Annotated in this window: 22 protein-coding genes; 18 read left to right on the plus strand and 4 right to left on the minus strand. The window is 46.5% G+C overall.

The genetic code is table 11. The features are described 5' to 3' along the window. Positions 1-50 precede the first annotated feature (50 nt). The 16 genes from B9N86_RS29465 to B9N86_RS29540 all read left to right on the plus strand — a co-directional run bounded on the left by B9N86_RS29465 (position 51) and on the right by B9N86_RS29540 (position 18728). On the plus strand, positions 51-1817 hold the full coding sequence (locus tag B9N86_RS29465) for an ABC transporter substrate-binding protein (RefSeq protein ID WP_208916862.1): 1767 nt from the start codon (positions 51-53) through the stop codon (positions 1815-1817). 65 nt (positions 1818-1882) lie between these two features. Next, positions 1883-2845 carry an ABC transporter permease gene (locus B9N86_RS29470; protein WP_208916864.1) on the plus strand — a complete coding sequence of 321 codons (963 nt, stop codon included), beginning with the start codon at positions 1883-1885 and terminating at the stop codon, positions 2843-2845. A 12-nt stretch (positions 2846-2857) separates the two neighbouring features. Next, entirely contained in the window at positions 2858-3781 is a 924-nt protein-coding gene (gene opp4C, locus B9N86_RS29475) for an oligopeptide ABC transporter permease (protein ID WP_208916866.1), read from the plus strand. Positions 3782-3792: 11 nt separating this feature from the next. Beyond that, entirely contained in the window at positions 3793-4770 is a 978-nt protein-coding gene (locus B9N86_RS29480; protein WP_208916868.1) for an ABC transporter ATP-binding protein, read from the plus strand. Continuing rightward, positions 4767-5732, plus strand: a complete 966-nt coding sequence (locus B9N86_RS29485) for an ABC transporter ATP-binding protein (RefSeq protein ID WP_208916870.1) — start codon at positions 4767-4769, stop codon at positions 5730-5732. Before B9N86_RS29480 ends, B9N86_RS29485 begins: the two co-directional genes overlap by 4 nt. Before the next feature lie 592 nt (positions 5733-6324). Then, positions 6325-6735 (plus strand): BlaI/MecI/CopY family transcriptional regulator, encoded by a 411-nt coding sequence (locus tag B9N86_RS29490; protein WP_208916872.1) that lies wholly within the window; start codon positions 6325-6327, stop codon positions 6733-6735. Continuing rightward, on the plus strand, positions 6735-8594 hold the full coding sequence (locus B9N86_RS29495) for a M56 family metallopeptidase (RefSeq protein WP_208916874.1): 1860 nt from the start codon (positions 6735-6737) through the stop codon (positions 8592-8594). The genes B9N86_RS29490 and B9N86_RS29495 overlap by 1 nt, the downstream gene beginning before the upstream one ends. 462 nt (positions 8595-9056) lie before the next feature. Further along, the gene (locus B9N86_RS29500) at positions 9057-10040 is read left to right on the plus strand and encodes a D-alanyl-D-alanine carboxypeptidase family protein (RefSeq protein WP_208916877.1); all 984 of its coding nucleotides are present in this window, start codon (positions 9057-9059) and stop codon (positions 10038-10040) included. Positions 10041-10296: 256 nt separating this feature from the next. Further along, positions 10297-11280, plus strand: a complete 984-nt coding sequence (locus B9N86_RS29505; RefSeq protein ID WP_208916879.1) for an LCP family protein — start codon at positions 10297-10299, stop codon at positions 11278-11280. Positions 11281-11540: 260 nt separating this feature from the next. Continuing rightward, entirely contained in the window at positions 11541-11978 is a 438-nt protein-coding gene (locus tag B9N86_RS29510) for a CBS domain-containing protein (protein ID WP_208916881.1), read from the plus strand. Between the two features lie 180 nt (positions 11979-12158). Further along, positions 12159-12461, plus strand: coding sequence for a MazG-like family protein (locus B9N86_RS29515; RefSeq protein ID WP_208920954.1), 303 nt, complete (start codon positions 12159-12161; stop codon positions 12459-12461). A 4-nt stretch (positions 12462-12465) separates the two neighbouring features. Then, positions 12466-13383: a DUF2232 domain-containing protein gene (locus B9N86_RS29520; RefSeq protein ID WP_208916884.1), complete on the plus strand. Its 918-nt coding sequence runs from the start codon at positions 12466-12468 to the stop codon at positions 13381-13383. Between the two features lie 11 nt (positions 13384-13394). Then, positions 13395-15386 (plus strand): DHH family phosphoesterase, encoded by a 1992-nt coding sequence (locus tag B9N86_RS29525; RefSeq protein ID WP_208916886.1) that lies wholly within the window; start codon positions 13395-13397, stop codon positions 15384-15386. Continuing rightward, a complete protein-coding gene (gene rplI / locus B9N86_RS29530) occupies positions 15383-15826 on the plus strand; it encodes a 50S ribosomal protein L9 (protein ID WP_208916888.1) in 444 nt (147 codons plus the stop codon). Before B9N86_RS29525 ends, rplI begins: the two co-directional genes overlap by 4 nt. A gap of 1 nt (position 15827) precedes the next feature. Next, positions 15828-17189 carry a replicative DNA helicase gene (gene dnaB / locus B9N86_RS29535; protein WP_208916890.1) on the plus strand — a complete coding sequence of 454 codons (1362 nt, stop codon included), beginning with the start codon at positions 15828-15830 and terminating at the stop codon, positions 17187-17189. Positions 17190-17441: 252 nt separating this feature from the next. Beyond that, a complete protein-coding gene (locus B9N86_RS29540) occupies positions 17442-18728 on the plus strand; it encodes an adenylosuccinate synthase (RefSeq protein ID WP_208916892.1) in 1287 nt (428 codons plus the stop codon). 468 nt (positions 18729-19196) lie between these two features. Here B9N86_RS29540 and B9N86_RS29545 read toward each other — a convergent pair whose 3' ends face one another. The 4 genes from B9N86_RS29545 to B9N86_RS29560 all read right to left on the minus strand — a co-directional run bounded on the left by B9N86_RS29545 (position 19197) and on the right by B9N86_RS29560 (position 23140). Beyond that, a complete protein-coding gene (locus B9N86_RS29545; RefSeq protein WP_425298563.1) occupies positions 19197-19880 on the minus strand; it encodes an ABC transporter ATP-binding protein in 684 nt (227 codons plus the stop codon). After that, complete coding sequence (locus B9N86_RS29550) at positions 19880-20980, minus strand: ABC transporter permease (protein WP_208916894.1); 1101 nt, start codon at positions 20978-20980, stop codon at positions 19880-19882. Before B9N86_RS29550 ends, B9N86_RS29545 begins: the two co-directional genes overlap by 1 nt. Positions 20981-21086: 106 nt before the next feature. Further along, positions 21087-22466, minus strand: coding sequence for a HAMP domain-containing sensor histidine kinase (locus B9N86_RS29555; protein ID WP_208916896.1), 1380 nt, complete (start codon positions 22464-22466; stop codon positions 21087-21089). Beyond that, the gene (locus B9N86_RS29560) at positions 22463-23140 is read right to left on the minus strand and encodes a response regulator transcription factor (RefSeq protein ID WP_208916898.1); all 678 of its coding nucleotides are present in this window, start codon (positions 23138-23140) and stop codon (positions 22463-22465) included. Before B9N86_RS29560 ends, B9N86_RS29555 begins: the two co-directional genes overlap by 4 nt. Before the next feature lie 233 nt (positions 23141-23373). Between B9N86_RS29560 and B9N86_RS29565 the strand changes: the two genes are divergently transcribed. Both B9N86_RS29565 and B9N86_RS29570 read left to right on the plus strand, forming a co-directional pair. Further along, on the plus strand, positions 23374-24108 hold the full coding sequence (locus B9N86_RS29565) for a hypothetical protein (RefSeq protein WP_208916900.1): 735 nt from the start codon (positions 23374-23376) through the stop codon (positions 24106-24108). 302 nt (positions 24109-24410) lie between these two features. Then, on the plus strand, positions 24411-25997 hold the full coding sequence (locus tag B9N86_RS29570) for a M23 family metallopeptidase (RefSeq protein WP_208916902.1): 1587 nt from the start codon (positions 24411-24413) through the stop codon (positions 25995-25997). Positions 25998-26097 lie beyond the last annotated feature (100 nt).

Genomic DNA, 26097 nt, shown 5'->3' on the forward strand with positions numbered 1-26097 from the left:
AAATTGTCCTAATAATTTATAAGTAACATTATTTTAGAAGGAGGATTAGCATGAAAAAAAGAATGTCGCTATTGCTGGTAATTATGTTATTTGCCATTTCTGTACTGGCAGCATGTTCCGGCGGCAAGGCCGAAGAGCCAAAACAAGGGGAAGAAGCAGGTCAAGAAACACCGAAAACTGAAGAGGGTAAAGACAAAGAAGAAGCACCCGCTGCAGAAGGTGAAGATCAAAGCCAGGGATATTTTGAAGCTGAAGATCCTTCAGCGAACCCTGCAACTGCAACAAGCCGTAAAGATACATTGATCATTGGTATGACATCACCTAAGGGTGTATTTAACCCATTCTACTGGCAGACAGCATATGACAGATATGTTGTAGACGCTGTATTCGATGCATGGCTCGTTCTTGCAGATGACGGTACATACGAAAACCGTCTGGCTGAGAAAATCGAAGTTTCCGAAGACAAGAAGAAGTACACATTTACACTGAAGCAAGGCGTTAAGTACACGGACGGAACTCCTGTTACTGTTAAAGACTATGCATTTGCACTGAAAGTTCTTCATGACAGCAGCTATGATGGCCAATCCGATATCCATACCGTGAATATTAAAGGCGGTAAAGAGTATTTCGAAGGTACAGCAGATGAAATCTCTGGCGTTAAGATTATTGATGATTACAACATCGAAATCGAAGTTACAGAACCAAATGCAATGACGAAAGATAACCTGGGAACGATCTATTTCTTCCCTGAATCTTACTATGGTAAGGACTACAAGCAAGGCGACCTGGAGTATATGAAAGATCTGCACGCGAAGCCAATTGGCAGCGGTCAGTATTCTGTAAAGAGTTTCAAACCAGGGCAAGAAGTAGTATTTGAAGCTAATCCGGATTACTTCCTGGGCGCACCGAAAGTTAAGAACCTTATATACAAGACTACAACAGATGAAACCAGATTGGCTATGTTTAAGTCTGGCGAAATCGATGTCGATATGGTTAGTGTAAACGCTGACTCTGTTGAGGAATTGAAATCCTATGGTTTCTTGGATGTAAACATCTTCCCAACTAATGGTTACGGATATATTGCATTGAACCACAAGGATCCTAAATTCCAAGATCAAAAAGTTCGTCAAGCTCTCGTGTATGGCTTGAACCGTGCCGAAATCGTAGAAATTATCTATGGTGAATATGGTAACGTCATTAACATTCCGCAGTCCAGCTTGTCTTGGGCTTACACACAAGATGGTATTGAAACATACGATTTCGATACAGAGAAAGCGAAACAACTTTTGGATGAAGCTGGCTGGGTTCCAGGCGCAGACGGTATCCGTGAGAAAGACGGAGTAAAGCTTGCAATCAATTTCTCCGCTACAGCTGACAACCCGGTTGTAGAAGCTTTGATTCCAGTTATGACTCAGAACTACCAAGAACTTGGTATTAAACTGTCTTCCGAAACACTGGATTTCAACGCAATCATGGATAAGAAAGACAACGGCGATTTCGATATGTTCTTCGCAGCTTGGGGCTTGACTCCAGATCCAGATTCCACTGTATATCTTACAGGCGGAGCACAGAACGATATCGGATTCTCCAACAAAGAGGTAGACAAGTATAACAAAGAAGGTCTGGCAGCTATGGAACTTGATGCACGTAAGGAAGCTTACAAGAAGATGTACCAAGAGATTAACAAAGATATTCCAGACATCTTGGTATATCAAAGACGTGATATGTGGGGTATTAACTCCAGAGTTAAAAACCTGAATATTACACCGTACAAAAACGTTGCACTTGATCTGTACAAAGTTGAATTGGAACAATAACAGCAGGATAATATGCTCAGCTCGCAAGAGCTGGGCATATCCACTTATATGCCGGGAGGAATAATATGAAGCAGTACATTATTCGGAGGCTGCTGCAGATCATCCCGACCTTGATCGGGATATCTATTCTTGTATTTGCAATATCCGCTTTGGTACCAGGTGATTATATTACGGCACAGAACAACCCGAACATGTCCGCAGAAAGAGCGGCTCAGCTTCGGGCCATTTACGGTTTAGACAAACCTCCAGTAGAGCGCTACTTTACTTGGGCCGGTAATATGTTGCAAGGTAACTTTGGAGATTCTCTACAGCACAAGCAGCCCGTTACAACAGTCATTGGCAATTATGTCTGGAACTCATTTATTATCGCCTTTTTCAGCTTGATGCTAAGCTGGATTATTGCTATTTTTGCGGGTGTATTATCTGCGAAATTCCAATATTCCTTCTTGGATAAGATGATCACATTGATCGTATTTTTGTGTATGTCGCTCCCATCTTTCTTTCTCGGACTACTTCTCATTAAGATTTTTGCCTTGGATCTCGGGTGGTTCCCTGTCGGCGGTATGACTACAGCTGGTTTGGGAGCTACAGGATGGGCATACTTTGTTGACGTTGCCAAGCATGGATTCTTGCCGATTGTCGTATTGACAATGCTGAGTACAGGCAGCTTGACTCGTTATTTCCGTACCAGCATGCTGGAAGTGATCCGTCAGGATTATATTCGTACAGCACGGGCCAAGGGATTGAAAGAGCGTACCGTCATATTTAAGCACGCGCTTCGTAATGCGCTGCTTCCGGCCATTACTCTGATGGGATTTGAACTGCCTGCACTTTTCGGTGGTGCTATCATTTTGGAGAAAATCTTTATATGGCCAGGGGTTGGACAGGTATATCTGGAATCGATCACTATGCGTGACTATCCGTTCATGCTCGGATTTACGTTGTTTACAGCTGCCCTGACACTCGTTGGTAACCTGATCTCTGATGTGTTGTACGGAATGGCTGATCCAAGAATTCGCTTAAAGTAGGAGGAGATTCATTTGTCCGTTGAGGCTGCACCAACAAAAACGAATCTACAAGTTCCTAAGAAGCAGCCGGATTCCCCATGGCGAATGGCGATTCGCCGGTTCGCACGAAACCGACTGGCTTTAATGGGACTTATTATTTTGGTATTTATGTTTTTATTATGCTTTGTTGGACCGCTATTATCGCCTTATTCACTCTATGAATATAGCGTGAAAGATAAGAACCTGGCACCAAGTGCAGAGCACTGGCTCGGCACAGATAAGCTGGGCCGTGATGTCTTGCTTCGGATGATGCTGGCAGGAAGAATTTCACTTACCGTTGGTCTGGTAGCTACTGGTATTTCCGTAGTTATCGGTTCTACACTGGGTGCACTTGCCGGTTTTTACCGCAAGGGCGTAGATACACTAATTATGCGTATCGCTGATGTTTTCTTGGCTATGCCGTCTCTCCCAATCCTCATTATCATGGGTGCGGTATTGTCTGACCTTAAGGTTGAACCGGAAAACCGTATTTATTTCCTAATGCTTATGATCGGTGTACTAGGATGGAGCAGTCTTTCAAGACTTGTGCGCGGTCAAATATTAGCGCTTCGTGAGCAGGAATTTATGCAGGCAACGGAAGCATTAGGCCTTCGGGACCGACGCAAAATTTTCCGACATCTGCTGCCGAATACAGTACCAATTATTATCGTATCCGCTACCTTGGGTGTGGCCGGAGCCATTATTTATGAGTCGGCTCTCAGCTACCTCGGGATTGGGGTTGTTCCACCAACTCCATCGTGGGGTAACATGATTTCGGCTGCTAACAATATGATTGACTTTAATAAGAGGCCGTGGCTGTGGATTCCACCAGGTATATGTATTCTTATTACCGTTGTTGCGATCAACCTGATCGGCGACGGACTTCGCGACGCACTTGACCCTAAAATGAAGAAGTAGGAGATGCGATAATGGCTAAAGAATTAGTAGAATTCCGCAATTTAAAAACGCATTTTCATACCTCCGCAGGTACCGTGAAAGCCGTTGACGATGTCAGCTTCAAGATTCGCGAAGGCGAGACGCTGTGTGTAGTTGGTGAGTCAGGCTGCGGAAAAAGTGTGACGGCTATGTCACTAATGCGTTTGATTGATGTACCTCCAGTTGGGGGAGAGATCGTATTCGAAGGTAAAGATCTTCTTAAAATGAACAAACGGGATATGAGCATGATTCGTGGTAACGAGATCGCGATGATCTTTCAGGAGCCGATGACTTCCTTGAATCCCGTATTAACGATCGGGGAGCAAATTGCCGAGCCGATCATTCTTCACCAACTGGTTGACCGTAAGGAAGCACGTAAACGTGCAATTGAACTGATTAATCTTGTCGGAATCCCTCGTGCTGAGAAAATTTATGAATCGTATCCACATGAACTCAGTGGTGGTATGCGCCAACGGATTATGATCGCGATTGCGCTCAGCTGTAATCCAAAGCTGCTCATTGCCGACGAGCCGACAACGGCACTTGATGTTACGATTCAGGCACAAATTCTGGACTTGATGCGTGATATTAAGGAAAAATTCAACACTTCTATCATGTTGATTACGCATGACCTTGGAGTCGTGGCGGAAATGGCCGATTATGTAGTTGTTATGTATGCCGGTAAAGTAATTGAAGAGGCTCCTGTTATTGAGCTGTTCCAGAACCCGAAGCATCCGTACACTAAAGGACTTTTAAAGGCCAAGCCAATCATTAACCAAAAGCAGGACCGTTTGTACTCGATACCGGGGCAAGTACCTAATCCGATTGAGCTCGGTAATAACTGCCATTTCCACGACAGATGCGAGTCTTGCATGAATATTTGTGTTGAGAAAGAACCTCCGCTTGGCATCGATCCTAACGGTCATAAGGTTGCATGCTGGCTGTACGAAGAGGAGGGGCAAGCGAAATGAGTCAAGCGTTAATTGAAGTTACTGATCTGAAGAAATATTTCCCCATTACGGGTGGTGTGTTCTCGCGGACGGTTGGAAACGTAAAAGCCGTTGACGGCGTAAGCTTTTCGATTAATCGCGGTGAGTCCTTTGGACTCGTTGGAGAATCAGGCTGTGGGAAAAGTACCATTGGTCGTACGATTCTTCGCCTGCTTGAGAAAACGGATGGACAAGTTGTTTTTAATGGCCAGGACATCCATAAATTATCTAAAGAGAAGATGCGCGCAATGCGTCCTAAAATGCAAATTGTATTTCAGGATCCGTTCAGCTCACTCAACCCGAGAATTAAGGTGGGGGATGCGATCGGAGAGGCGCTTCTCGATCACGGGCTTGTCGATCGTAAAGATTTGAAGGCTCGCGTTATTGAAACGTTGGAGATTTGCGGATTGTCCGGTTATCACTATGACCGGTTCCCGCATGAATTTTCAGGTGGGCAGCGTCAGCGGATCGGTATCGCGCGGGCATTGATCCTGAATCCGGATTTCATCGTAGCCGATGAACCGGTATCCGCACTTGACGTATCCATTCAAGCGCAGATTATTAACCTGCTGAGTGATCTCCAAAGAGAGAAACAGCTCACTTATCTGTTCATCTCTCATGATCTCAGTGTTGTAGAACACTTATGTAACCGTATCGGTGTTATGTACCTGGGGTCCATGGTAGAGATGGCAAGCAAGGAAGAATTGTTTCGGAATCCGCTTCACCCGTACACGAAAGCTCTTCTATCGGCAATTCCGGTTCCTGATCCGACATATAAGCGTGATCGAATCGTTTTGAAGGGCGATATTCCAAGCCCAGCAAATCCGCCTTCAGGTTGTAAATTCCATACCCGTTGTCCTCTTGCATCTGACTTGTGCAAACAACAGATACCGGAGTACCGTAATATGGGTGACGATCACTATGTAGCTTGTCATTATGTATAATACAACCCAAATAAATATCTATTATTAGAAAAAACGGCGATAGGGAAACCTATTCGCTGTTTTTTTAGCCTTTAACCCCTGCCTAATTCCGAGAGGCTATATATGAAAGAGTAATTATTGTAGGGCAAGGCTCCGGATTTAAGGGGCCTAGCCGGTACCGCAACAATTCTGCGTTTTGCCTCACATAGCGCCTGAAAAGGATGCACAATCGCAACAAATTGGACTTTAGCCCGCTCTCAAAATAGGCATAGTAGGATGAAATTTCTTTTGTAACAAAGGTATTGACATCATATAACTACAACTGTAGTATATAAGGCGTAGACTACAAATGTAGTGTTTATATTACTGGTAGGGTGGTGGTAAATACGAACACAGTATCTCTATCACTTCGGATATCTCAAGGGAAAAGAAAATCGAAATTCTGAAAGCAGTGGTAAAAAATAATTTGTCGAGGGGTAGCGCGGATTTTTGCATGTAACAAAAACGAGAAAATTTTTCTCTATTAAATATGTTGACATTACCAAACTACAAATGTAGGATGAGTTATAACTACATACGTAGTCTAGGGAACATAACTTTGGAGGTTACATGCATGAACCAAATACCACCGGTTACGGATGCAGAGCTGGAAATTATGCGCGTGTTATGGGCAAATCCGGATTGCCCTTCCAGCGAAGTCGTAAATCAGATGGCAGAGAAAATGGACTGGAGCCCGAACACGACGCGGACACTCCTGAATCGATTGGTGCAGAAGGAAGCAGCGGGGGCGAAGCTGGAAAAGGGTTCGAAGCGCACCCAGCTATTTTACCCCATCATCAGCGAGCAGGAATATCTACGGTCTGAAACCACATCATTTATGAAAAAGCTGTATGGCGGTGCATTAAAGCCAATGCTGGCCAATTTTTTAGAGGATAAAAAGCTAAATGCGCAGGAAATCGAGGATCTGAAGGCTTTATTTAACGAAAACTGCATAGACGGCGGGCCGGAAAAGAGAGATAGCTGATGGGTCCAACATTACATACAAGCTTGTTATCGTTTTTTGGCTGGGTGATACGCGGATCATTTATGGCCGGCATCCTGGCCCTACTTGTCCTGGCCCTGCAATTTCTATTAAAAAACAAGCTAGAAGCTAGATGGAAATATTTGATTTGGCTGCCTGTGGCGATTCGTCTGCTGCTTCCTTGGGCGCCGGAATCTTCGCTTAGCCTGTACAATGTTTTGTCTCTGGAGGCTATAGCGCCAGGAATTCATCAGAAAACCCAAGATCCCTTGGTTTGGAAAGAAGCGATGAGAGCAAGCGAGGATGCGATTGATGGGGAGCGCTCTCCAAACCCGGAAACAAGCGGAACTTCGGAAATACCTGCTCTATCTCATGAATCGGGAACCGTGCAGGAGCGCGGCTTCTGGTGGAATAAGATCAAGCAACTGGGATTTACCAATGGGCTGATGCTGGTATGGCTTGCGGGGGTATTGTTTCTTGCTGCGAAAACGGTATACGATCACCTTCGATTGAAACAAGCCCTGCGTGCAGGCCGATCCATCGAAACGCCATTTTTATCGGCAGTGTTTCAAGAGACGAAGCAGCTATTGGGCATAAATAGTAAAGTACGGTTTGTAGCATCGGAACGGATTCCCGGACCTGCCGTAGTCGGTTTTCGTGAACCTGCGGTCGTCATTTCGCCAAGACTGCTCGTCACGTTGAGGAAGGAGCAGCTTCAATATATTCTGGCGCATGAGTTCGCACATATTCAGCGGCGGGATGTGGCCGTGAATTGGATGATACACATCATCCTTATTCTCCACTGGTTTAATCCATTGATATGGCTTGCCGCACGTAAAGCAAGACAGGCCCAGGAGATGGCCTGCGATGCATGCGTATTGGACCGGATGAGCCCGCAGCAAAATAGGGCATACGGACAAACAATTATTCATGTGCTGGAGCATTTTTCAGGCAGCCATCATCAACCGGGGCTTGCCGGCTTGTCCGCGACACATAAAGAAATGAAAAGGAGACTTATAATGATTAAACAATTCAACAAAAAATCCTATCGTCTGTCCATTTTGGGGTTGGGAATGATTCTCGCGCTTGGCAGCGTGACGTTGGTGAACGCTAAGGAAAGCAACGCCGCGAGCATACCGCAAAAGGCTTCCGTGCAAGCAGAGCAGGATTCAAAAGCTGCTGAGGCTACGCAAGATCAGCAGCAACCAGAGAAGAAGAAGATTCAGCTCGACCAAACGGTAGCCGCAAAGCTGCAAAAAGTGTTAAAGCAAGTAGCAGGGAAAGAGGTCAAGTTACAGGATGTTGGCGAGTTCAGTTATGATGCCGTCGACACGGAGTTTGCGGAAGTTGAATCGGTAGACGGACAATATGGAATCTCCTTTGATACTAAAGACGTTAAGTATATAACTGTTAGCGAGAAGCTCCCACTCGATAAAATCAGTAAAAAGGATCAGGAAATGGCCCTTCAAGAGCTGAAAAAGCTGTATCCAAACATAACCTACGCATTTGACAAAGAAGTGATCATGTATCGACACTATGATGACAAGAATGCTAAATTAAGCGATCGTGTAACGTATGCGTTGACTGGAAAGAACTTTACCGTTCAACTAAGTAACGACTTCTCGCAAAACAAAACTGATTTACGTGCAAGCAAGATAGTCATGGAATTTGACGACGCGAACGAAATTGAATCGCAAGTGCCAAAAACGGTCTTGAATCAAGACGCTAATTTCAAAGGGGCTACACTTAGAGAAGTGAAGTGGGATAATCAATCTAATAATTACCGCTTCGTCAATCACCACACGACCAAAAAGGGCACCTTGGTAGAAGAAACGGTAATAAGACCTACATTGGCCAACTAAAACGTGCTGTCCTTGACGTCTGGGGATAAAGCGGAAACCGGGGGATGGAATTAGACGCCTAAGAAGCCATCGCGGATCAGCATGCCGCGGTAACCATAAGGAGCTAGCCGCCGAAGGGATTCCGGCGGTTTCTGCTTCGAGGGCTGAGTAAAGTGAGCTTGGAGGTCGGATGGGTTTCGCTTGTACATAATTTGCTGAAAAAAACGGCAACAAACCGAAAAGCAAGAAATGGCGGTGCGAGGATCACATCCTGAGCACCGCCATTTCTTAAATTGACATCGCTGTTTTTTTAGAAATAAGTATAAACATCGGAGTAAATTGCATCCTTATCACGCAAAAAAACAGCTAAATGCGGTCTGTCTTCTTTGAGTTACGTCGATATATGTTTTTTCTTAAAAAAAATTGAAAAAATTGCAGACCAAACAGCCGTTTCATACGTCTAATATTATGGAGGGCTTACATATGAAAAAACGCTGGTTATGGTATGTGATGGGTGTGCTTATTATGATCCCAATAGGTTTGGTCATTGCAGCGAATACAGAACGAGTCGGTATTAAACCGGAAGTGGAAGCCAAGGCGGTTGTTCTGATGGATTTAAATACAGGTCGTATTCTATTCAGTCAAAATGGTGATGTGCCTCTGCCTCCAGCAAGTATGTCAAAATTGATGACCGAGCTGATCATTTTGGATAAAATTAAAGATGGAACCCATAGTTGGGATGAAATGGTGAGAATTAGCGAGTATGCAAGCAATGTGGGCGGAGTACGGTTATCTCTGAACGAAGGAGAGGAGCTTACTGTACGTGAGTTGTTCCAAAGCATGGCTTTATACTCCGCTAATGACGCGGCAGTAGCGCTCGCTGAACATTTTGCCGGCTCAGAGGGTGATTTTGTTAGACAAATGAATCTTAAAGCGAAGGAACTTCAGCTTTCAAATCAAACCTGCTTCGTTAACGCATCAGGCTTGGAAAACGGCGATAAAGGATCTGACCGGAAGCTGGACCTTAGAGGAGAGACCCGCATGACAGCCGCAGATACGGCAAAACTTGCGGCTCATCTGATCAACAGTCATCCTGATATTTTGAATACATCAAGCAAGACACAGATGAAGCTGAAGGGCCGGGATCTGTATTTGAGTACAACGAATTGGATGCTCCCTTCTCTCGCGGGTCCTTATTCGTATGAAGGGACAGACGGTCTAAAAACAGGGTATACGGAGAATGCTGGTTATTGCTTCACCGGAACGGCAGAAAAAGGCGGGAGCCGCCTCATAGCCGTTGTCCTGGGGACCAAAAGTAAGGAAGCGCGATTTGTAGAAACCCGAAAGTTATTTGATTATGGATTTTCCAAAACATTAACTCTGAAAGAGCGGCTGAATGATTGGTTCCATGAACGGGTACCTTCGGCTGCTTTTTCTTCGTTAAATTGGATAGATAAACTCTTTTAATATGGGCCTCACATAATTGGTAGTTTTATAGAACTGTTGACTTGGACTTCACACAGAGCGTACCTCTGGTTTACAATAGACCATATGCTGCTACTGCCCTGCGTTAAAAAACAGGGCTTCGGTCATGCGTCAATAGTGCGCATAGGCGTTTAATAAGGAAAGGAGGCGAGCCAAACAGCAGCAGATACTTCCGCTATCTTTGGTTTATCTCATACAAATACGTTTTTTATTTTATAAAAAAGAAGGAATTTATCCCATGAAGAGGAAAATATTATATATTACCCTTGCTGCAGTTGTGTTGATAGGTGGCTTGGGTTATCTATTTCGGGCACAGCTCGCGGTAGTGGCATTTGATTTGTTTATGTCGGAGAAGGTAGAAAGCTCGCTGCAAAAGACGTACAAACCGCTGCATAGCGATCAAACGCCTGAGCCTGTAGTCCTTCAGAGTGAGCCGTTTAGTATCATGCTACTAGGTAGTGACCAGCGCGAGGATGAACCTGCCCGTTCCGATACAATGATATTGGCGGTGGTACGTCCTAAAGAATCCAACGTATTGCTAGTTTCCATTCCTCGTGATACGTACGTGGATATTATCGGCAAAGATAAGAAGGATAAGATTACGCATGCCTTTGCTTTTGGCGGTCATCAGATGGCTAAAGATACGATGGAGGCCTTCCTTGATGAAGAAATCGACTATTATGCGTCAATCAATTTTCAAGGCTTGAAGGATGTTGTCGACGCGATGGGCGGTGTAGAGCTGCCGATTGGTAAGGATATTGTAAACAAAGGGAAAGACCACGAGAAATTCACCGTGGAAGCCAACAAACCGATTTATTCGGGTGAGGAAGCGCTGAATTACGTACGGTACCGGGAAGACAGTGACTTTAACCGGACGAAGCGTCAGCAGGTGTTCCTGGATGCGGCAGCCAAGCGGCTAATGCAGATCGACCAGATTGGTAAGGTGCCTGAATTGATTGACATCATGGGTGAAAACTTTCAAACGGATATGCAGCCCAAGTTCATTATTGACCTAGCTAAGCAGTTGTTAACCGGAGGTAAACCGGAAATGACCAGCTTTACGATTATGGGTGAAGGTATGAGATTAAATGGGGTTTACTACAATGATGCCGATGATGAAGACGTTACGGAAGCACGGCAGATGATTGATAACTGGATGAATCCAGCAACCCCTGAAGATCAGCTGATGAAGCCAGAGAAGTCTGAGAATACAGAGAAGTAGAGTAAGACGATATACTGAATATACTATAAACCCCGGAATCCCCGATCGGACATAGTATCAAATCTCAATCAGCAGTCCGGATTGTCTGGCTGCTGATTTTGTGTCCTTCATGAAACAGTTATCGTCTGTTTACGTATGTATTTATAAAGCGCTTGCAAAAGTGCTCATGAAGTACATGTCTTGCAGCATAGCTATCTAATGACACATCATTATTTTATTGACGGGCCTCACGTTTACGCTCATAAGGAGGATTCATAACTATGAATATCGCGTTTTTTTTGCTGCCGAAACAGGAAGTCATCTGTTTAACGATGGATTCCACATTGCGGCAGACGCTAGAGCGGATGGAATATCATCGTTATACTGCCGTGCCGGTATTGGATAAGAACGGACAGTATGCCGGTACGGTGACAGAGGGCGACCTATTGTGGCACATGAAAAACTCGGATGGAAAAATTACATTTGAGAGTGCATCGAAATTTTTTCTTAAAGACGTTCCGCTTCGTATGGATATCAAACCTGTATCCATTGAGGCAAATATGGAGGATTTGATCAACCTGGCCAAGGTACAGAACTTCGTACCCGTTGTAGACGATATGAACCGGTTTATCGGCATCGTTAGACGGAGCCAAATTATTGAATACTGTGAGAAATTTGTATCCAGAGAGGAAACATTGGAGTCTCACGGGGCATCCTAAGACATGATTGTCTGCCGGTTATCAAATCACAGGCCTGCCGTCGCTTTATTTGCGAAGCAGGCCTGTTCTGCCTTTAGGCTTGGGACGGCCCTGCCGCCGGGCCCTGATGTGTGGGGAACAGGCTTTTATGCTATAATGGAGAATAAAGCTTTTTTCAGGGAGAGATGGGACTTGTCAAACATGCCGAAGGATTTGGATGTGGCTAAACGCGCCAAGGTAATTGAGTGGCTTAAGACCGAAGTGGTTGATAACGTATCCCGATTGTTCAAAGCGCTGTGGGAGGGAAGCACAGCAAAAGTGGGCGACAGCTTGGCCAGCTTGATGATGAGTTCCTACATACTAGGCCGTAGACTTGGCATGTCATATCGGGATTTAGATGATCTCTTGATTGAAAAGTTGAAAAAGCATAAGCAAGAAGGACATCAGTTGGAAGATTGGTATCAGGATATTTCCACGCTAGAAGAACATTTGCGTAAGAGGTGAACACATGAAACAGCGTTGGACAACGGTAGTTTGGAGCGTTATTTATTTGCTTCTGCTGCTTTCTCTACTTACACCATTTTCGATTGTAACCGCATTTCTTCTGATTCTGCCGGTTGCAATTCTCTTCACGGTACTAAATGTAAAATCGTTTATTCTTCACCTGGCACCCGTCTGGCTAATGGTAGCCTTGATTCATCCAGTATACGCGATGCTCGCGGCTTATTTCTTGGTTCCGGGACTCGTTATGGGGTATTGGTACCGGAAGCGGGCTCCAGCCATGCGCGTCCTGAAATACGGTATGGCAGCCATGCTATTGGAAATGCTTCTGCTGCTAATGATCGGGACAGCGTTTTTCCAGCTTAACCTGTCAGAATATGTGGATGAAATTGTACAGGTGACGACAGCACCATTAGAACAGATGGGAGTTAACGGCGGACTGGCCGGTCAGATGGCATGGACCCCAGAACATACAGACGCTTTAAGTGAGAGAACGATGCGCATGGTTCCTTTTGCGTTAATTATTAGCTCTTTCTTGATGACGGTTGTGACGCATGCTTTGGCCCGCCCAATTCTGAATAGTATGGGTATCTCGGTACCTGCACTGAAGAAGGCACGTGAGTGGATGCTGCCCCGTTCTTTGATCTGGTATTATTTGATCGTTTGGATTATGAGTGTAGCCAGCAAGGATTCCGGCAGCGGCTTTGTAGAGATGATTGTGATAAATGCCATGCCTTTGCTACAGATTTGCTTCATGATTCAGGCACTCGGATTTTTCTTTTATCTTACACATGAGAAGAAATGGCATCCGGTTGTTCCGTTTCTTGCGGCTATCCCGATTGTGTTGTTCCCGCCGATGATCATCCTCGGTATTTTGGACCTGGCGTTCCCACTGCGGCAGTCAATAAGTAAAAAAAATGGATAGGGTGATTAGTCATGCCTAAATTTCTGCAGAAACGCTGGCACGGCTATCATACCGTCTGGGCGTTTGCGCTGGTGCTATTGCTTGTTATTTTTCTGTCTTTTTATAATACTTGGCTCGGTATCATCGGTCTGCTGCTTGCAATTTTAAGCGGCTATGCGATGCTGAAGGCAGAGATGAAGTTCCGCAGTGACCTTGTGGAGTATATTGGCGATCTATCGTTTCGTATACGACGAGTCGAGGGCGAGGCAGTCAGTGTTCTTCCATTCGGAATTGTGCTGTACAGTGAGGATAAGACGGTAGAGTGGCATAATCAGTTCGTTGTGAATATGTTCCCTCATCAAACATTGGTGGGTTTGCCGCTTAATGAGCTGTTCCCCAAGCTTACGGATGCTATGCGGGAAAAGAAGGATTCCAGAGAGGGATGTCCGAAGGAATTGCGGCTCGAGCTATGCCATGATGAAAAGTATTATGAGGCTACCGTTATACCGGAAGAGAGACTTATTTACCTGGATGAGATCACGGAGCTTGTCGTACTGCGTCAGCGTTATGAGGATGAGCGGCTTGCCCTTGGTATTTTGATGATGGATAACGTTGATGAAGCGGCTCAGGGGATGGATGATCAGCAGCGTACCGCGCTCTTGGCTAAGGTGAGCAGTGAAGTCACGGATTGGGCTCGTGAGTTCAATATTTATCTACGGAGACTTTCCTCTGAGCGTTTCCTGATGATGCTGAACAAGAAATCTCTGGATGCTCTTGAGAACAGCAGGTTTCTTATTCTCGATGAAGTCCGGGAAATGACTGCTGATCTGAAAGTGCCGCTGACACTAAGTGTAGGGCTTGCTTTTGGTTCGGAAGATGTAACAGAGCTTGGCCAGCTGGCCCAGTCAAGTCTTGACATGGCTCTCGGACGCGGAGGTGATCAGGCGGCAGTAAAGGCCGGTCAGCGGCTGTCTTTCTATGGTGGAAAGTCAAACGCTGTAGAGAAGCGAACCCGGGTTCGTGCACGTGTGATTTCACATGCGCTGCGTGATCTGATGCAGGAGAGCGACCGTGTTATCATCATGGGACACAAAATGCCAGATATGGATGTCATCGGAGCTTCGATCGGGGTGCTGAAAGCAGCCCAGCTGTATAAGGTGGAGGCCCATATTGTTCTGGAAGGAATAAATCCTTCGGTACAGCGGATTATGAATGAGGTCCGTAAGGATGAAAATCTGATGAGCCGGTTTATCTCACCGGAGCAGGCGATGCAGATGCTAACCCAGCATACGCTGCTCGTTGTGGTCGATACCCATAAAGCATCGATGACGATGGAGCCACGGCTTGTGAAGCAGGCTAGCCGGGTCGTTGTTATTGATCATCACCGCCGTGGTGAGGAATTTATTAACGACGCCGTATTGGTGTACCTGGAGCCATATGCTTCATCAGCCTGTGAGTTGGTGACAGAAGTGCTTCAGTATATTCATGACCGGGTGTCGTTGTCTCCGCTGGAAGCTACGGCTCTTCTTGCCGGGATCACAGTAGATACGAAGCATTATGCACTGCATACCGGATCGCGAACGTTTGAGGCAGCAGGGTTTTTAAGACGTCATGGTGCGGACACCGCGATGATCCAACGGGTGTTAAAAGAAGATCTGACAGAATTTATAGCTAAGGCTGAGATCGTAAAACATGCTAGAATGGTATATGGGCACGTCGCGCTCGCAGTGACGCATAAAGGTGAACAAATACCTCAGCTGCTCATTGCACAGGCAGCAGATATGCTGCTGAATATGACAGATGTTCAGGCTTCCTTTGTCATCGGGCAACGGTCGGATGGTCAGATTGGAATCAGTGCGCGGTCCATGGGCCGCATGAACGTCCAGGTCGTTATGGAACGGCTTGGTGGTGGCGGTCACCTAACGAACGCCGCAGTACAGCTGGATATGACGATTGAGGAAGCAGAAGACGCACTGCTGGAAGTACTGGCGGACATTGAAGCGAAAGAGGGGTTATTCGAATGAAAGTCATTTTTATTAAGGATATGAAGGGCCAAGGCAAGAAAGGCCAAGTTAAAGAGGTATCAGAAGGCTATGCAGCGAATTTCTTGTTTCCGCGCGGGGTAGCTCGTCCTGCTACCGAGGGCAATATGAAAACGTTGGAGCAGCAAAATGCATCCGAGCAAAAGCGTAAGCAGCAGGAGAAGGAAGAAGCTGTCGCTCTCGGTAAACAGCTTGAGGAAATGACCGTAACCGTGAAAGCGAAGTCCGGTGAAGGCGGGCGACTGTTTGGTGCCATTACAAGCAAGCAGATCGCAGAAACATTAGCTGCACAAAAGATCAAGATCGATAAACGCAAAATTGAATTGAGTGAGCCGATTCGTCATCTGGGTGTGACGCAAGTACCCGTGAAGCTCCACCCTGAGGTCAAAGCGACACTCAAGGTTCAAATTACGGAGGAGTAGAATGGGCGGAGAACTCTATTTCGATCGGATACCTCCCCAGAACCTCGAAGCGGAGCAGGCGGTGCTTGGTGCTGTACTGCTGCAAAGCGAGGCGCTGATTACAGCGATGGAGCGGGTGCAGACCGAGGATTTCTACGATAAGACGCACCAGATGATCTACGAAGTAATGGTGCAGCTTGGAGAAGAGAACCAGCCGATCGATCTGGTGACACTCACTTCCCGGCTTCAAGATAAAGGCGAGCTTGAGGAAATCGGCGGCGTAAGTTATTTGGCCAAATTGGCCCATGCCGTACCCACAGCTGCTAACGTAGATTATTACGCACAGATTATCGAAGAGAAATCCATGCTTCGTCGTCTGATCCGCACGGCAACCCAGATTGTAAGTGAAGGATATACCGGGGGCGAAGATGTATCCGGTATGCTGAGTGAGGCCGAACGGCGGATTTTGGAAATATCCAACCGCCGAACAGGCAGCGGGTTTATTGCAATCCGTGATGTGCTGATGGAAGTGTTTGAGAAGGTTGAGGGTCTTTACCAAAACCAAGGGAATACGACAGGGATTCCATCAGGATTCGTAGATCTGGACAAGATGACGAGCGGATTTCAGCGCAATGACTTGATCATTGTAGCGGCCCGTCCGTCGGTTGGTAAAACGGCGTTCGCGTTGAACATTGCCCAAAACGTAGCCATCCGGGCTAAAGAGACCGTAGCCATCTTCAGTCTGGAGATGTCCGCGCCTCAGCTGGTGCAGCGTATGATCTGTGCCGAGGCGAACCTCGACGCAGGGGTAATGCGTAACGGTGACTTCAAGGGTGATGAGGATTGGTCTAAGTTGACGATGGGCATTGCCGCCTTGTCAGAAGCGGAGATTTATATTGACGATACGCCAGGCGTAACTGTAGCGGATATCCGCGCCAAATGTCGCCGTCTCAAGAAGGAGAAGGGACTTGGTATGATTCTCATCGACTACCTGCAGCTCATTCACGGGCGCGGTAAGGCTGGTGAGAATCGGCAGCAGGAGGTATCGGAAATTTCCCGTACCTTGAAGCAGATTGCGCGTGAGTTAGAAGTGCCGGTTATTGCACTGTCACAGCTCAGCCGGGGTGTGGAACAGCGTCAGGATAAACGTCCGATGATGAGTGACTTGCGGGAATCCGGTTCGATCGAGCAGGATGCCGATATCGTCGCGTTTCTGTATCGGGATGATTACTATAATCAGGAAACAGAGAAGAAGAATATCATCGAGATTATTATTGCCAAGCAGCGTAACGGGCCGGTAGGTACGGTAGAGCTGGTGTTCTTGAAGAACTTTAACAAGTTCGTCAATTATGAACGAACGCATGCCGATGCCTTTGCCGGTTAGAACGTCCGGATTACTCATTTTCATAGTACCATGACTTAAGATAGATATATTCCTGTCGCAAGTCGTCCTAATTCCGAACAATCGTACATGTATATGTGCGATTGTTCGTTTTTGTATTTGACTTTAAAAAAGGGGGCTGTTACACTAATATTGCTGCCTCAGGGTGGGAAATGTATGACAGTAAACAGCAATTTGAAGGCAAAGTGAGACAATATAAGGTGGTTTCTTAAATCACCGAGCGGAGGAATGAATATGTCAACGGTAGTCGTTGTGGGAACACAATGGGGAGATGAAGGAAAAGGGAAGATCACGGATTATTTGGCGGAGAGCGCTGACGTGGTGGCCCGCTACCAGGGCGGTAATAACGCCGGCCATACCATTCTGATTGACGGTAAAAAGTTCAAACTCAGCTTAATTCCATCCGGAGTATTTTATAAAGACAAGACTTGTGTGATCGGTAACGGTATGGTTATTAACCCGGCCGCACTTATTGAAGAGATTAAATACATTCATGATAATGGATTTAGCACTGACAATTTGGTCATCAGTGACCGTGCGCATGTTATCATGCCTTACCATACGGTACTCGATGCACTTGAGGAAGATCGTAAAGGCCCTAACAAGATCGGTACAACCCGCAAAGGTATCGGCCCTTGCTACATGGATAAAGCGGCACGGAATGGTATCCGAATTGCTGACTTGATGGATGCTGAGGAATTCGAGCTGAAGCTGCGTCACATGATGAAAGAGAAAAATGACGTGATCAAGCAAATGTACGGCGGTGAAGAGCTGGATGTCGAAGAAACGCTGACTCAGTATCTTGCTTATGCTGAAGAAATCCGCCGTTATGTGCGCGATACTTCCGTTATTCTTAATGATGCAATCGATGCGGATAAAAAAGTGTTGTTCGAAGGCGCGCAAGGCGTAATGCTGGACATCGATCAAGGTACGTATCCGTTCGTTACATCTTCGAACCCTTCCGCCGGCGGTGTATGTATCGGTTCTGGTGTTGGACCCTCAAAGATCCAGCAGGTGATCGGCGTCGCTAAATCCTACACCACGCGTGTCGGAGACGGCCCATTCCCGACAGAGCTGAATAACGAGATCGGCAATTATATCCGTGAAAAAGGTCATGAGTACGGTACAGTGACTGGGCGTGCACGCCGTGTGGGCTGGTTCGACAGCGTCGTTGTACGTCATGCCCGTCGTGTAAGTGGGATTACAGGTTTGTCTCTGAACTCACTTGACGTACTGAGCGGTCTGGAAACTGTGAAGATTTGCACAGCTTACAAATACCGCGGTGAGGAAATTACACATTACCCGGCAAGCCTGAAAATGCTGGCTGAGTGCGAAGCAGTATATGAAGAGCTGCCAGGCTGGAATGAGGATATTACCGGTGCGAAGACACTGGAGGATCTGCCAGAGAATACCCGTCGTTATGTAGAGCGTGTATCTGAACTGACAGGGATTCCGATTGCGATCTTTTCCGTAGGACGGAACCGCGAACAGACAAACCAGGTCCTTCCGATTTACGAATAAGCAAGGGCTGACCGCCGCCATGCAACACCATAGGGTCTAATCGGAGTTTCACGTGGTGCGGTAAAGTAATAGAATGGATATGTTTTTTTAAAGCCTGCCAAGGGAATTGGCAGGCTTCTCTTTTTAGATGAGATCCTGTGTCGAGGGGAAATAGAGGAATTTATCCCAGCACATGGAGAATGTATCCCTTGGGAAAAAGTAGTATAGGAAATATAATGTAGTATATAACTCCGTTTGAGGGTGATTATTTGAAAGCGCTTAACCCAGTTACTTTCTATATATCACACCTGGGCTGTAAGACGGGGAGCAATACCAATCACAGACGCTGCAAGCGGTTCAGGCTAACATGTTTACGATGGATTTGGGGATCCCACGGAAAGCCGCTTGCCGTTGTGTATAACGATCCATGCTGTAGATTCAGAACAAGCCGATCTTCTTATGCTCAAGAAGACCGGCTTGTTTTATTCATTATATAGGCTTCTCGGAAAGCTTGCCGTCCTCGATGTAGACGACACGGTCGCACAAATCAAGCATACGCTTATCATGGGTGACCATAACAGCAGCCTTCTGGCGCAGCTTTACTTCATCGGCCAGCATCTGAACGACAGTCCGTCCGCGTTCTGAGTCCAGACTCGCTGTAGGCTCGTCTGCCAGAATAAGCTCCGGATCATTCATCCATGCCCGGGCAATGGCCACACGTTGGCGCTCCCCGCCCGATAGGCTTTCTGGATAATGATCCGTGCGGTGCGAAAGACCGAGCCTTTTTAAAAGATCATCAGCTCTTTCCTCACTCTTGCGTCTAGGTTTCCCCGCCAGCTTTGGAATGAGCAGCAGTTGGTCTCGAACAGTCAAATAAGGAATCAAGTTTGAAGACTGAAAAATAAATCCGATATTGTCCAGCCTAATTTTGTTCATCTGTTTGGACGACAACTTGCCCACTTCCTTGTTTCCAATCATAATCCGGCCATTTGTGGGCGATAGGAGTGCCCCCGCAATCGATAGAAAGGTGCTCTTCCCGGAGCCGGAAGGGCCGACCACCGCTACGAACTCGCCTGCCTTCACCTGCAGTGAAACATCATCTAGAACCTTAACGGAAGTATCCCCGTCTCCAAACTCTTTGCTTACATGGTCGAGTATCAGTTTATCACCCATTATGCAGCCCTCCCGATCGCTTCGATAGCATCAATTTTGACAACCCGATAAAGTGACAACAGAGAACCGATGAGAGACACGAACAGGAACAGCCCAGCCGAACCGAGCACTAAGGACGGTGATAGATCAAACGGGATACTGTTGCCGATTAGAGCCGCTACACCGTAGGTAAGGGCAATACTGATGATCAGACTGACAACCGAAAGGAGCATAACCTGTAAAATCAGATTTCTGGCCAAGTAAGCGGATTGGGCTCCGATAGCCTTGAGCACGCCGAATTGGTTCATTTTTTGAATGGTAATGACATAGAAGAATACAGCGAGCACAAAGGCGGCAATGATATACAGAAATACGATCATCATCATGAGCGACCCTTGTTCTTCTTTATAGCCCGGAATTCCTTGCAGGGCCTGGTCTTTACTAATGACATCAATGTCCGGAACCTGCTGGACCAGCTGGTCGGCCTGATCCGAACTTGCACTCAATGCAATGGCGTTAAAGAACATCCCGCGACCTGAGTCCGAGTTGTGAATAGATTCCCAGCCCTTATAGTTCATATGAAGAACCGGCGCGTGGCTAAAGGACTGACCTTCGGTAAAACCAACGATAGTAAAGGCTTTGCCGGAAGCTTGATCGATGATCTGGTCACCCAGCTTGAAATCCTCTTCCTTCAAGGAGCGATCGGCCAGCACCTCGTCAGCTTTTGTTTGGCTGATCATCGAGCCTTCCACCACGGTAGGTGCCAGCATCTGCTCCGTATCGATAGCAAAAAATGCGGCATCCACCTTCGAGGTAGAGTTGCTTCGCGTCAGTGTAGTCATCTGGACACCTAACGGGGTAGCCGATTGTTCACCGGTATGCTCCCTGATATCGTTCCAATCCTGCTCGGTCAAAACCGAGCGGTTTAGACGCTGGTCAGATTCCTTTTGTACGACGAGATAGTCAGCCTTCATATTTTGGATCGAGGATGCATTATCTGATGCTAGCCCTTGGGCCAGACCGGTTACAAACAGAACGAGCCAGGCGATCAGGACCATGATAAACCCGATTAATAAATATCGCAGCTTCGAATGTTTGAGCTCACGCACAGCAAGAAACATGGTTGCTTCATCTCCATTCCTGTAGATATGGCCAAATTATCTTTGGCTATGGCTACAGTATAGGAATCCAATGTGAACGGAGCATGAACGGAGCCTGAGCAACGTATTAAACAGCGGGAAGAAGCACACGGAACGTTGTTCCTTTGCCTAATTGACTCGTAACTTCAATGGAACCGCGATGCAGGTCGATAATTTTTTGGGTGATGGACAGTCCGAGACCTGTGCTGGTTTCTTTCCTGTCGCGGGCGGTATCCGCTTTATAGAACCGGTTGAAAATATGCGGTAAATCCGATTCTGCTATGCCGATGCCTGTATCTGATATTTCAATGCAGCACATATCGTCTAGGCGTGAAATGCGTAAAGAGATCGATCCGCCTGAATCGGTAAACTTCACACTGTTTGTAATGAGATTGGTCCACACCTGGTGCAGCAACTGTTGATCGCCATGTATGAAAAGTGACGGCAGCTCCATATCAATAGCTAAATCCTTGCTGCGCCAGCTCCATTCCGTAACGAGCAGCACCTGTTTGATCTGGGCGGCCAGATCAAAAGTTGATTTCTCTAAGATGTGTTCTTCTTTATCCAGTGAAGCCAGCATAAGCAGCTGTTTGCTCAGTTGGGACATTCGCCGGCTCTCTTCCTCAATAATCGATAAATAACGGTTTCGCTGTTCCTCTGAGAGGTTCTTCGTCTGCAGAGTCTGAGAAAATCCCTGAATAGAAGCAAGCGGCGACTGGATCTCGTGCGAAACGTTAGACACAAATTCCTGTCTCATCTGCTCCAACTGCTCCAGTCCTTTGGCCATATGAGAGAAGTGGGTAGACAGTTTACCGATTTCATCCCGCCGTTTGACGTTCAGCTTCAGATTGTATTTGCCTTGGGATATTTGTTTAGTAGCATCCGTCAGATGTACGATCGGCTTGACGATGTGACGGGTAATAATACCGACGAGCAGTATGCTCAGCAGAATGGAAATAATCATAATAATCGAGAAAAAGATGCGCATCTCGCCGAACTGGACCATCACATCCGGTCTGAGAAAGAGGGCGTGGGTGACCCCGTCAATTACGATAGGGACACCGATCGAGTTCATCAGATCATTATCAAAAAATCCGGTAATGAACAGTTTGGATGGAAAGTTCAGAATCCCGTGATAAGTTTCGCCGCTTACGACCTCCTTAATCACCTCTGGCTCTAGTGAATTACGACTAAACTCTCCGCCATAAAACATTTCGTGTCCATCACCGTCCGCAAGAACTATCTGATAACCCAGTTTTCCGACGTGAGTTAGATAATCTTCAATACCAACCTCGGGATTATGCTTGTAAAAATTTTCGATATCATAGGCCATATCCGTAATTTTCTGGTCATTATAAGCCTTCAAATTGTATTGGTAATACATATTGGACAAAAGAAATGCAAATACGCTGCTTAGCACCATAATGCAGATCGTTGTAACGACGATTCTGGAATAGAGAGTCTTCACGTGGTACCAACCTCCAGCTTATACCCGACCCCCCGCACTGTGCGGATACTAAAGTCTCTGCTTCGATCCGCGAATCGTTCTCTCAGCCGTTTAATATGCACATCAACCGTACGGTCGTCGCCGTCAAAATCCGAGCCCCAAATAAGCTGGATCAGCTCATCGCGTGTAAATGTGCGATCCGGATAGCTTGCGAGCTGAGAGAGCAGATCGAATTCCTTCATCGGCAACATCAGTACTTTACCGTGGCCGTATACCTCATAGCTTTTCCGGTCGATGACGGTATCGTGAAGATGGATTTTGTCGGCACTGACCATCTGATAGCGGCGCAGAAGCGCCTTGATGCGGAACAACAATTCCTTTGGTTCAAAGGGCTTGGTTACATAATCGTCGGTCCCGACGGCAAAGCCCTTTTCCTTATCGAGGAGCTGGTCCTTGGCTGTAAGTAAAATCACCGGAAAATCGTAGTCATTTCGGATTTCCTCGGTAAGCTGATATCCATCCTTATTCGGCATCATCACATCGACAACGGCCAGATGAATTTGTTCTTTGACAAGACAGGCTGAGGCTTCTTCTCCGTCGGCTGCCTCATATACAGAATAGCCTTCAAGCTGAAGGTGATATCGTAATAATTCCCGGATGTGAGGATCGTCATCTGCGATTAAAATGTGAACCATGGCTGGATAGCCCCCTAGAATGGTATGTATGGATAATTATAATCATCATAGCACGAGCCTAGTTTGGCCCAAAACCATATAAAGCATAAGGGATTCTGTAGAAAAGTGTTATAAAAATGTTGAAGAGAGGACATTTTAAGAGGTTGAACCTTCGGCATGCCGTCCATACTGGATAAAGTAGGTAAATGATGACCATGTCATTTCGGAACATGCATGAGAAGGAGGCAGAGCACATGAAGCTGATGAAATGGCTGCTTAAAATCAGTCTTACGGCAGTGCTTATAAGTACACTAACAATTCTGACCACAGGTATTGTTGTGAATAGCTATCTTCAATCGGTACTGGCGAGCTTTAATATCCAGTTGGAGGCTCAGCCGATGGGAGTAGGAGGCATCATGAAAAATTTACTCGGGTTTAACGGTTCAAGTGGACAGGACAAGGTAGACACAGGTACAAAAGGCACTGTGGAGAATAATTCGGCTGGAGGCCAAAATAACGACGCAGCATCCGGCTCATCGAGTACGCAGGAGGAGGACCGCTCCTCGTCAGAAGGAAGTTCTAAGCAGGATAACGATACGGAAGGGACGAATTCTGGAGCGACCGGAGGAGCTTCTGATGACAGCAATGAGAATGGCGATGACCGGGCGATAGAGGGGGAAGCTCCACCGGAAGATTCTCTGCCAGTAATGGGACGAAGTGCGGGTGAATCGGCAGCCGGTCAAGGGGATCAGCAGTTAGTAATGACCCCAGATGAAATGGTTGATAAGAAAAGCAGTCTTAGCACGAAAGAGAAAGAAGAGATTTTTACACTGTTGATGAGCAAGCTGCCGCAGGCGGAGATGCAAAAAATATCCGAAGCCATGGAAGACGGATTGACAGCCTCCGAGCTGGATGAGATCGAGAATGGCATTTCCAAATATTTGAGCAAAGACGAGTTTGAGAAATTGATGACCATGCTTCAAAAATAGGCTGTAGCTGCTTGCAGGCTTAGGTTTGTCACTGTTTTGTCATTCGAAAAAAATAACAAAATGAGGAATATGAATCAAACCCGCGTCCTGCGCGGGTTTTTTCTGCGAGCTGGAGACTTGATCAGACTGTAAAAGCTATGTTAAAGTTAACTGGTGTTGAAAAGGTTAAGATTTTGAAACCTTTTGACGAATCATAATATGATGATTTATACAAGATATGGTAAAAATATTGTCCGTTCGTCGTATACCTACATAAAAACTGGTTTGCACATAAGGACATAGGACTGAAAAAGGAGAAGAACATGAAAGGTTTTAAAAATACGAGGTGGTATAACAGCATCAAGCAAAGTCTTAACGCTGGCCGTTCCGCCAAGGATAACGAAAACTCCAGACATGAATCCGACGTTCAGGCTGATACAAAGCAAAAAGGATGGATTTCGTCCCGCAAGTGGGTCTTGATCCCAGCAGGTGCAGTGCTTGTTGCAGGATCGGTCTTTTTCGCCGGACGCGAATATGTAAACGCAAATACATTGCCGTTCTATCACGTATATGTAAACGGGCAGAATATAGGCACCATCGAGGATGATGAACAGCTAGACAAGCTGTTTGAAACGAAACAGAAGTATTATCAGGAGAAATACCCGGATACCATGATGGTTCTGCATACCGACGGTATCACAACGAAAGCAGACCGGGATTATAAGCCGGTTGTGAAGAGTGAGGAAACGCTGGCGAAGCTGGATGGTATGCTGAAGGCGTACGCGCGCGGGGTAGAACTGAAAGTTAACGGTGAAACGGTTGCTATTGTCAAGGATCAGAAGGCCGCCCAGGCTGCAGTTCAAGCGGCTAAGGAAAAGTATGCTCCGGCAGAAGCAGCTGTAAAGACCGGAAAACCTGTAATTAAGCAAACCTCGGCTTCCGCAGGAAAGAAAAGTTCGACTGAAAGCGACAGCGTAAAGTCTGTTGAGATTAAAGAAGATATTACCGTTTCTTATACGAAGACGGATCCGAATAAAGTGCTGGATGTTGAGGGTGCTGCTGAGGCACTGACCAGCACCAAAGAGGAACCCGTTATTTATACAGTGATAGAAGGAGATACGATCTCTTCGATCGCACAGTCACATAACATGAAGCGTGCTGAGGTTATGGCGCTTAATCCGGGATTGGAGGAGAAATACCTTCAGATCGGATCAGAGCTTGAGCTGAGCAGACCCGTCGCTCCGTTGACAGTTCGCACGGTCGAAACAGTAACGGAGAAGATGGCCAGCAAACCTGAGACCATTGTTCGCAAAAGCGATGAGCTGCCGTTGGGTAAACGTAAAGTAGTTCGCTCCGGACGTGACGGAGTGAAGACGGTCGACTATGTGGTGACTAAGGAGAACGGCGAGATTGTCTCCAAGCAGTGGACAGGCCAACAGGTTGTACAGCCTGCTCTGCCTGAGGTTGTATATAAAGGAACCAAAGCTCCAGAGAAGAAAAAGGTAGTAACTCCAGCAACCCCATCAGCGACGGTATCCGAGAGTTCGGGTCGTATGTTTGCATGGCCGGTCAGCGGTGCGCGCATTACTAGCTCGTATGGTCAGCGTTGGGGTCGTACCCATGAAGGTACGGACATGGTTGGCGGTCGTACAATTATGGCCGCAGCCGGCGGCACGGTCGTATTCGCCGGATACCAGGGCAGTTACGGTAACGCCGTCATCGTTGATCACGGCAATGGTTATCAGACGCTGTACGGTCATATGAGCAGCATCTCTGTCCGTAACGGACAATCGGTCGGACAAGGCAGCACGCTGGGCATTATGGGCAGCACGGGCCGCTCGACTGGGGTTCATCTCCATTTCGAAATTCGTAAAAATGGAGTTCAGCAAAACCCGATGAAATATTTATAATCCTATGTTATACTGGGTTTATCAATGACGACATAAGCCATTATTGGTTCATATATCATAAATAACATGGCCGCTCCTTCACGGGGCGGCCATGTTATTG

Origin of the sequence: Paenibacillus uliginis N3/975 (assembly GCF_900177425.1) — a bacterium.
Classification (GTDB): Bacteria; Bacillota; Bacilli; order Paenibacillales; family Paenibacillaceae; genus Paenibacillus_AQ; species Paenibacillus_AQ uliginis.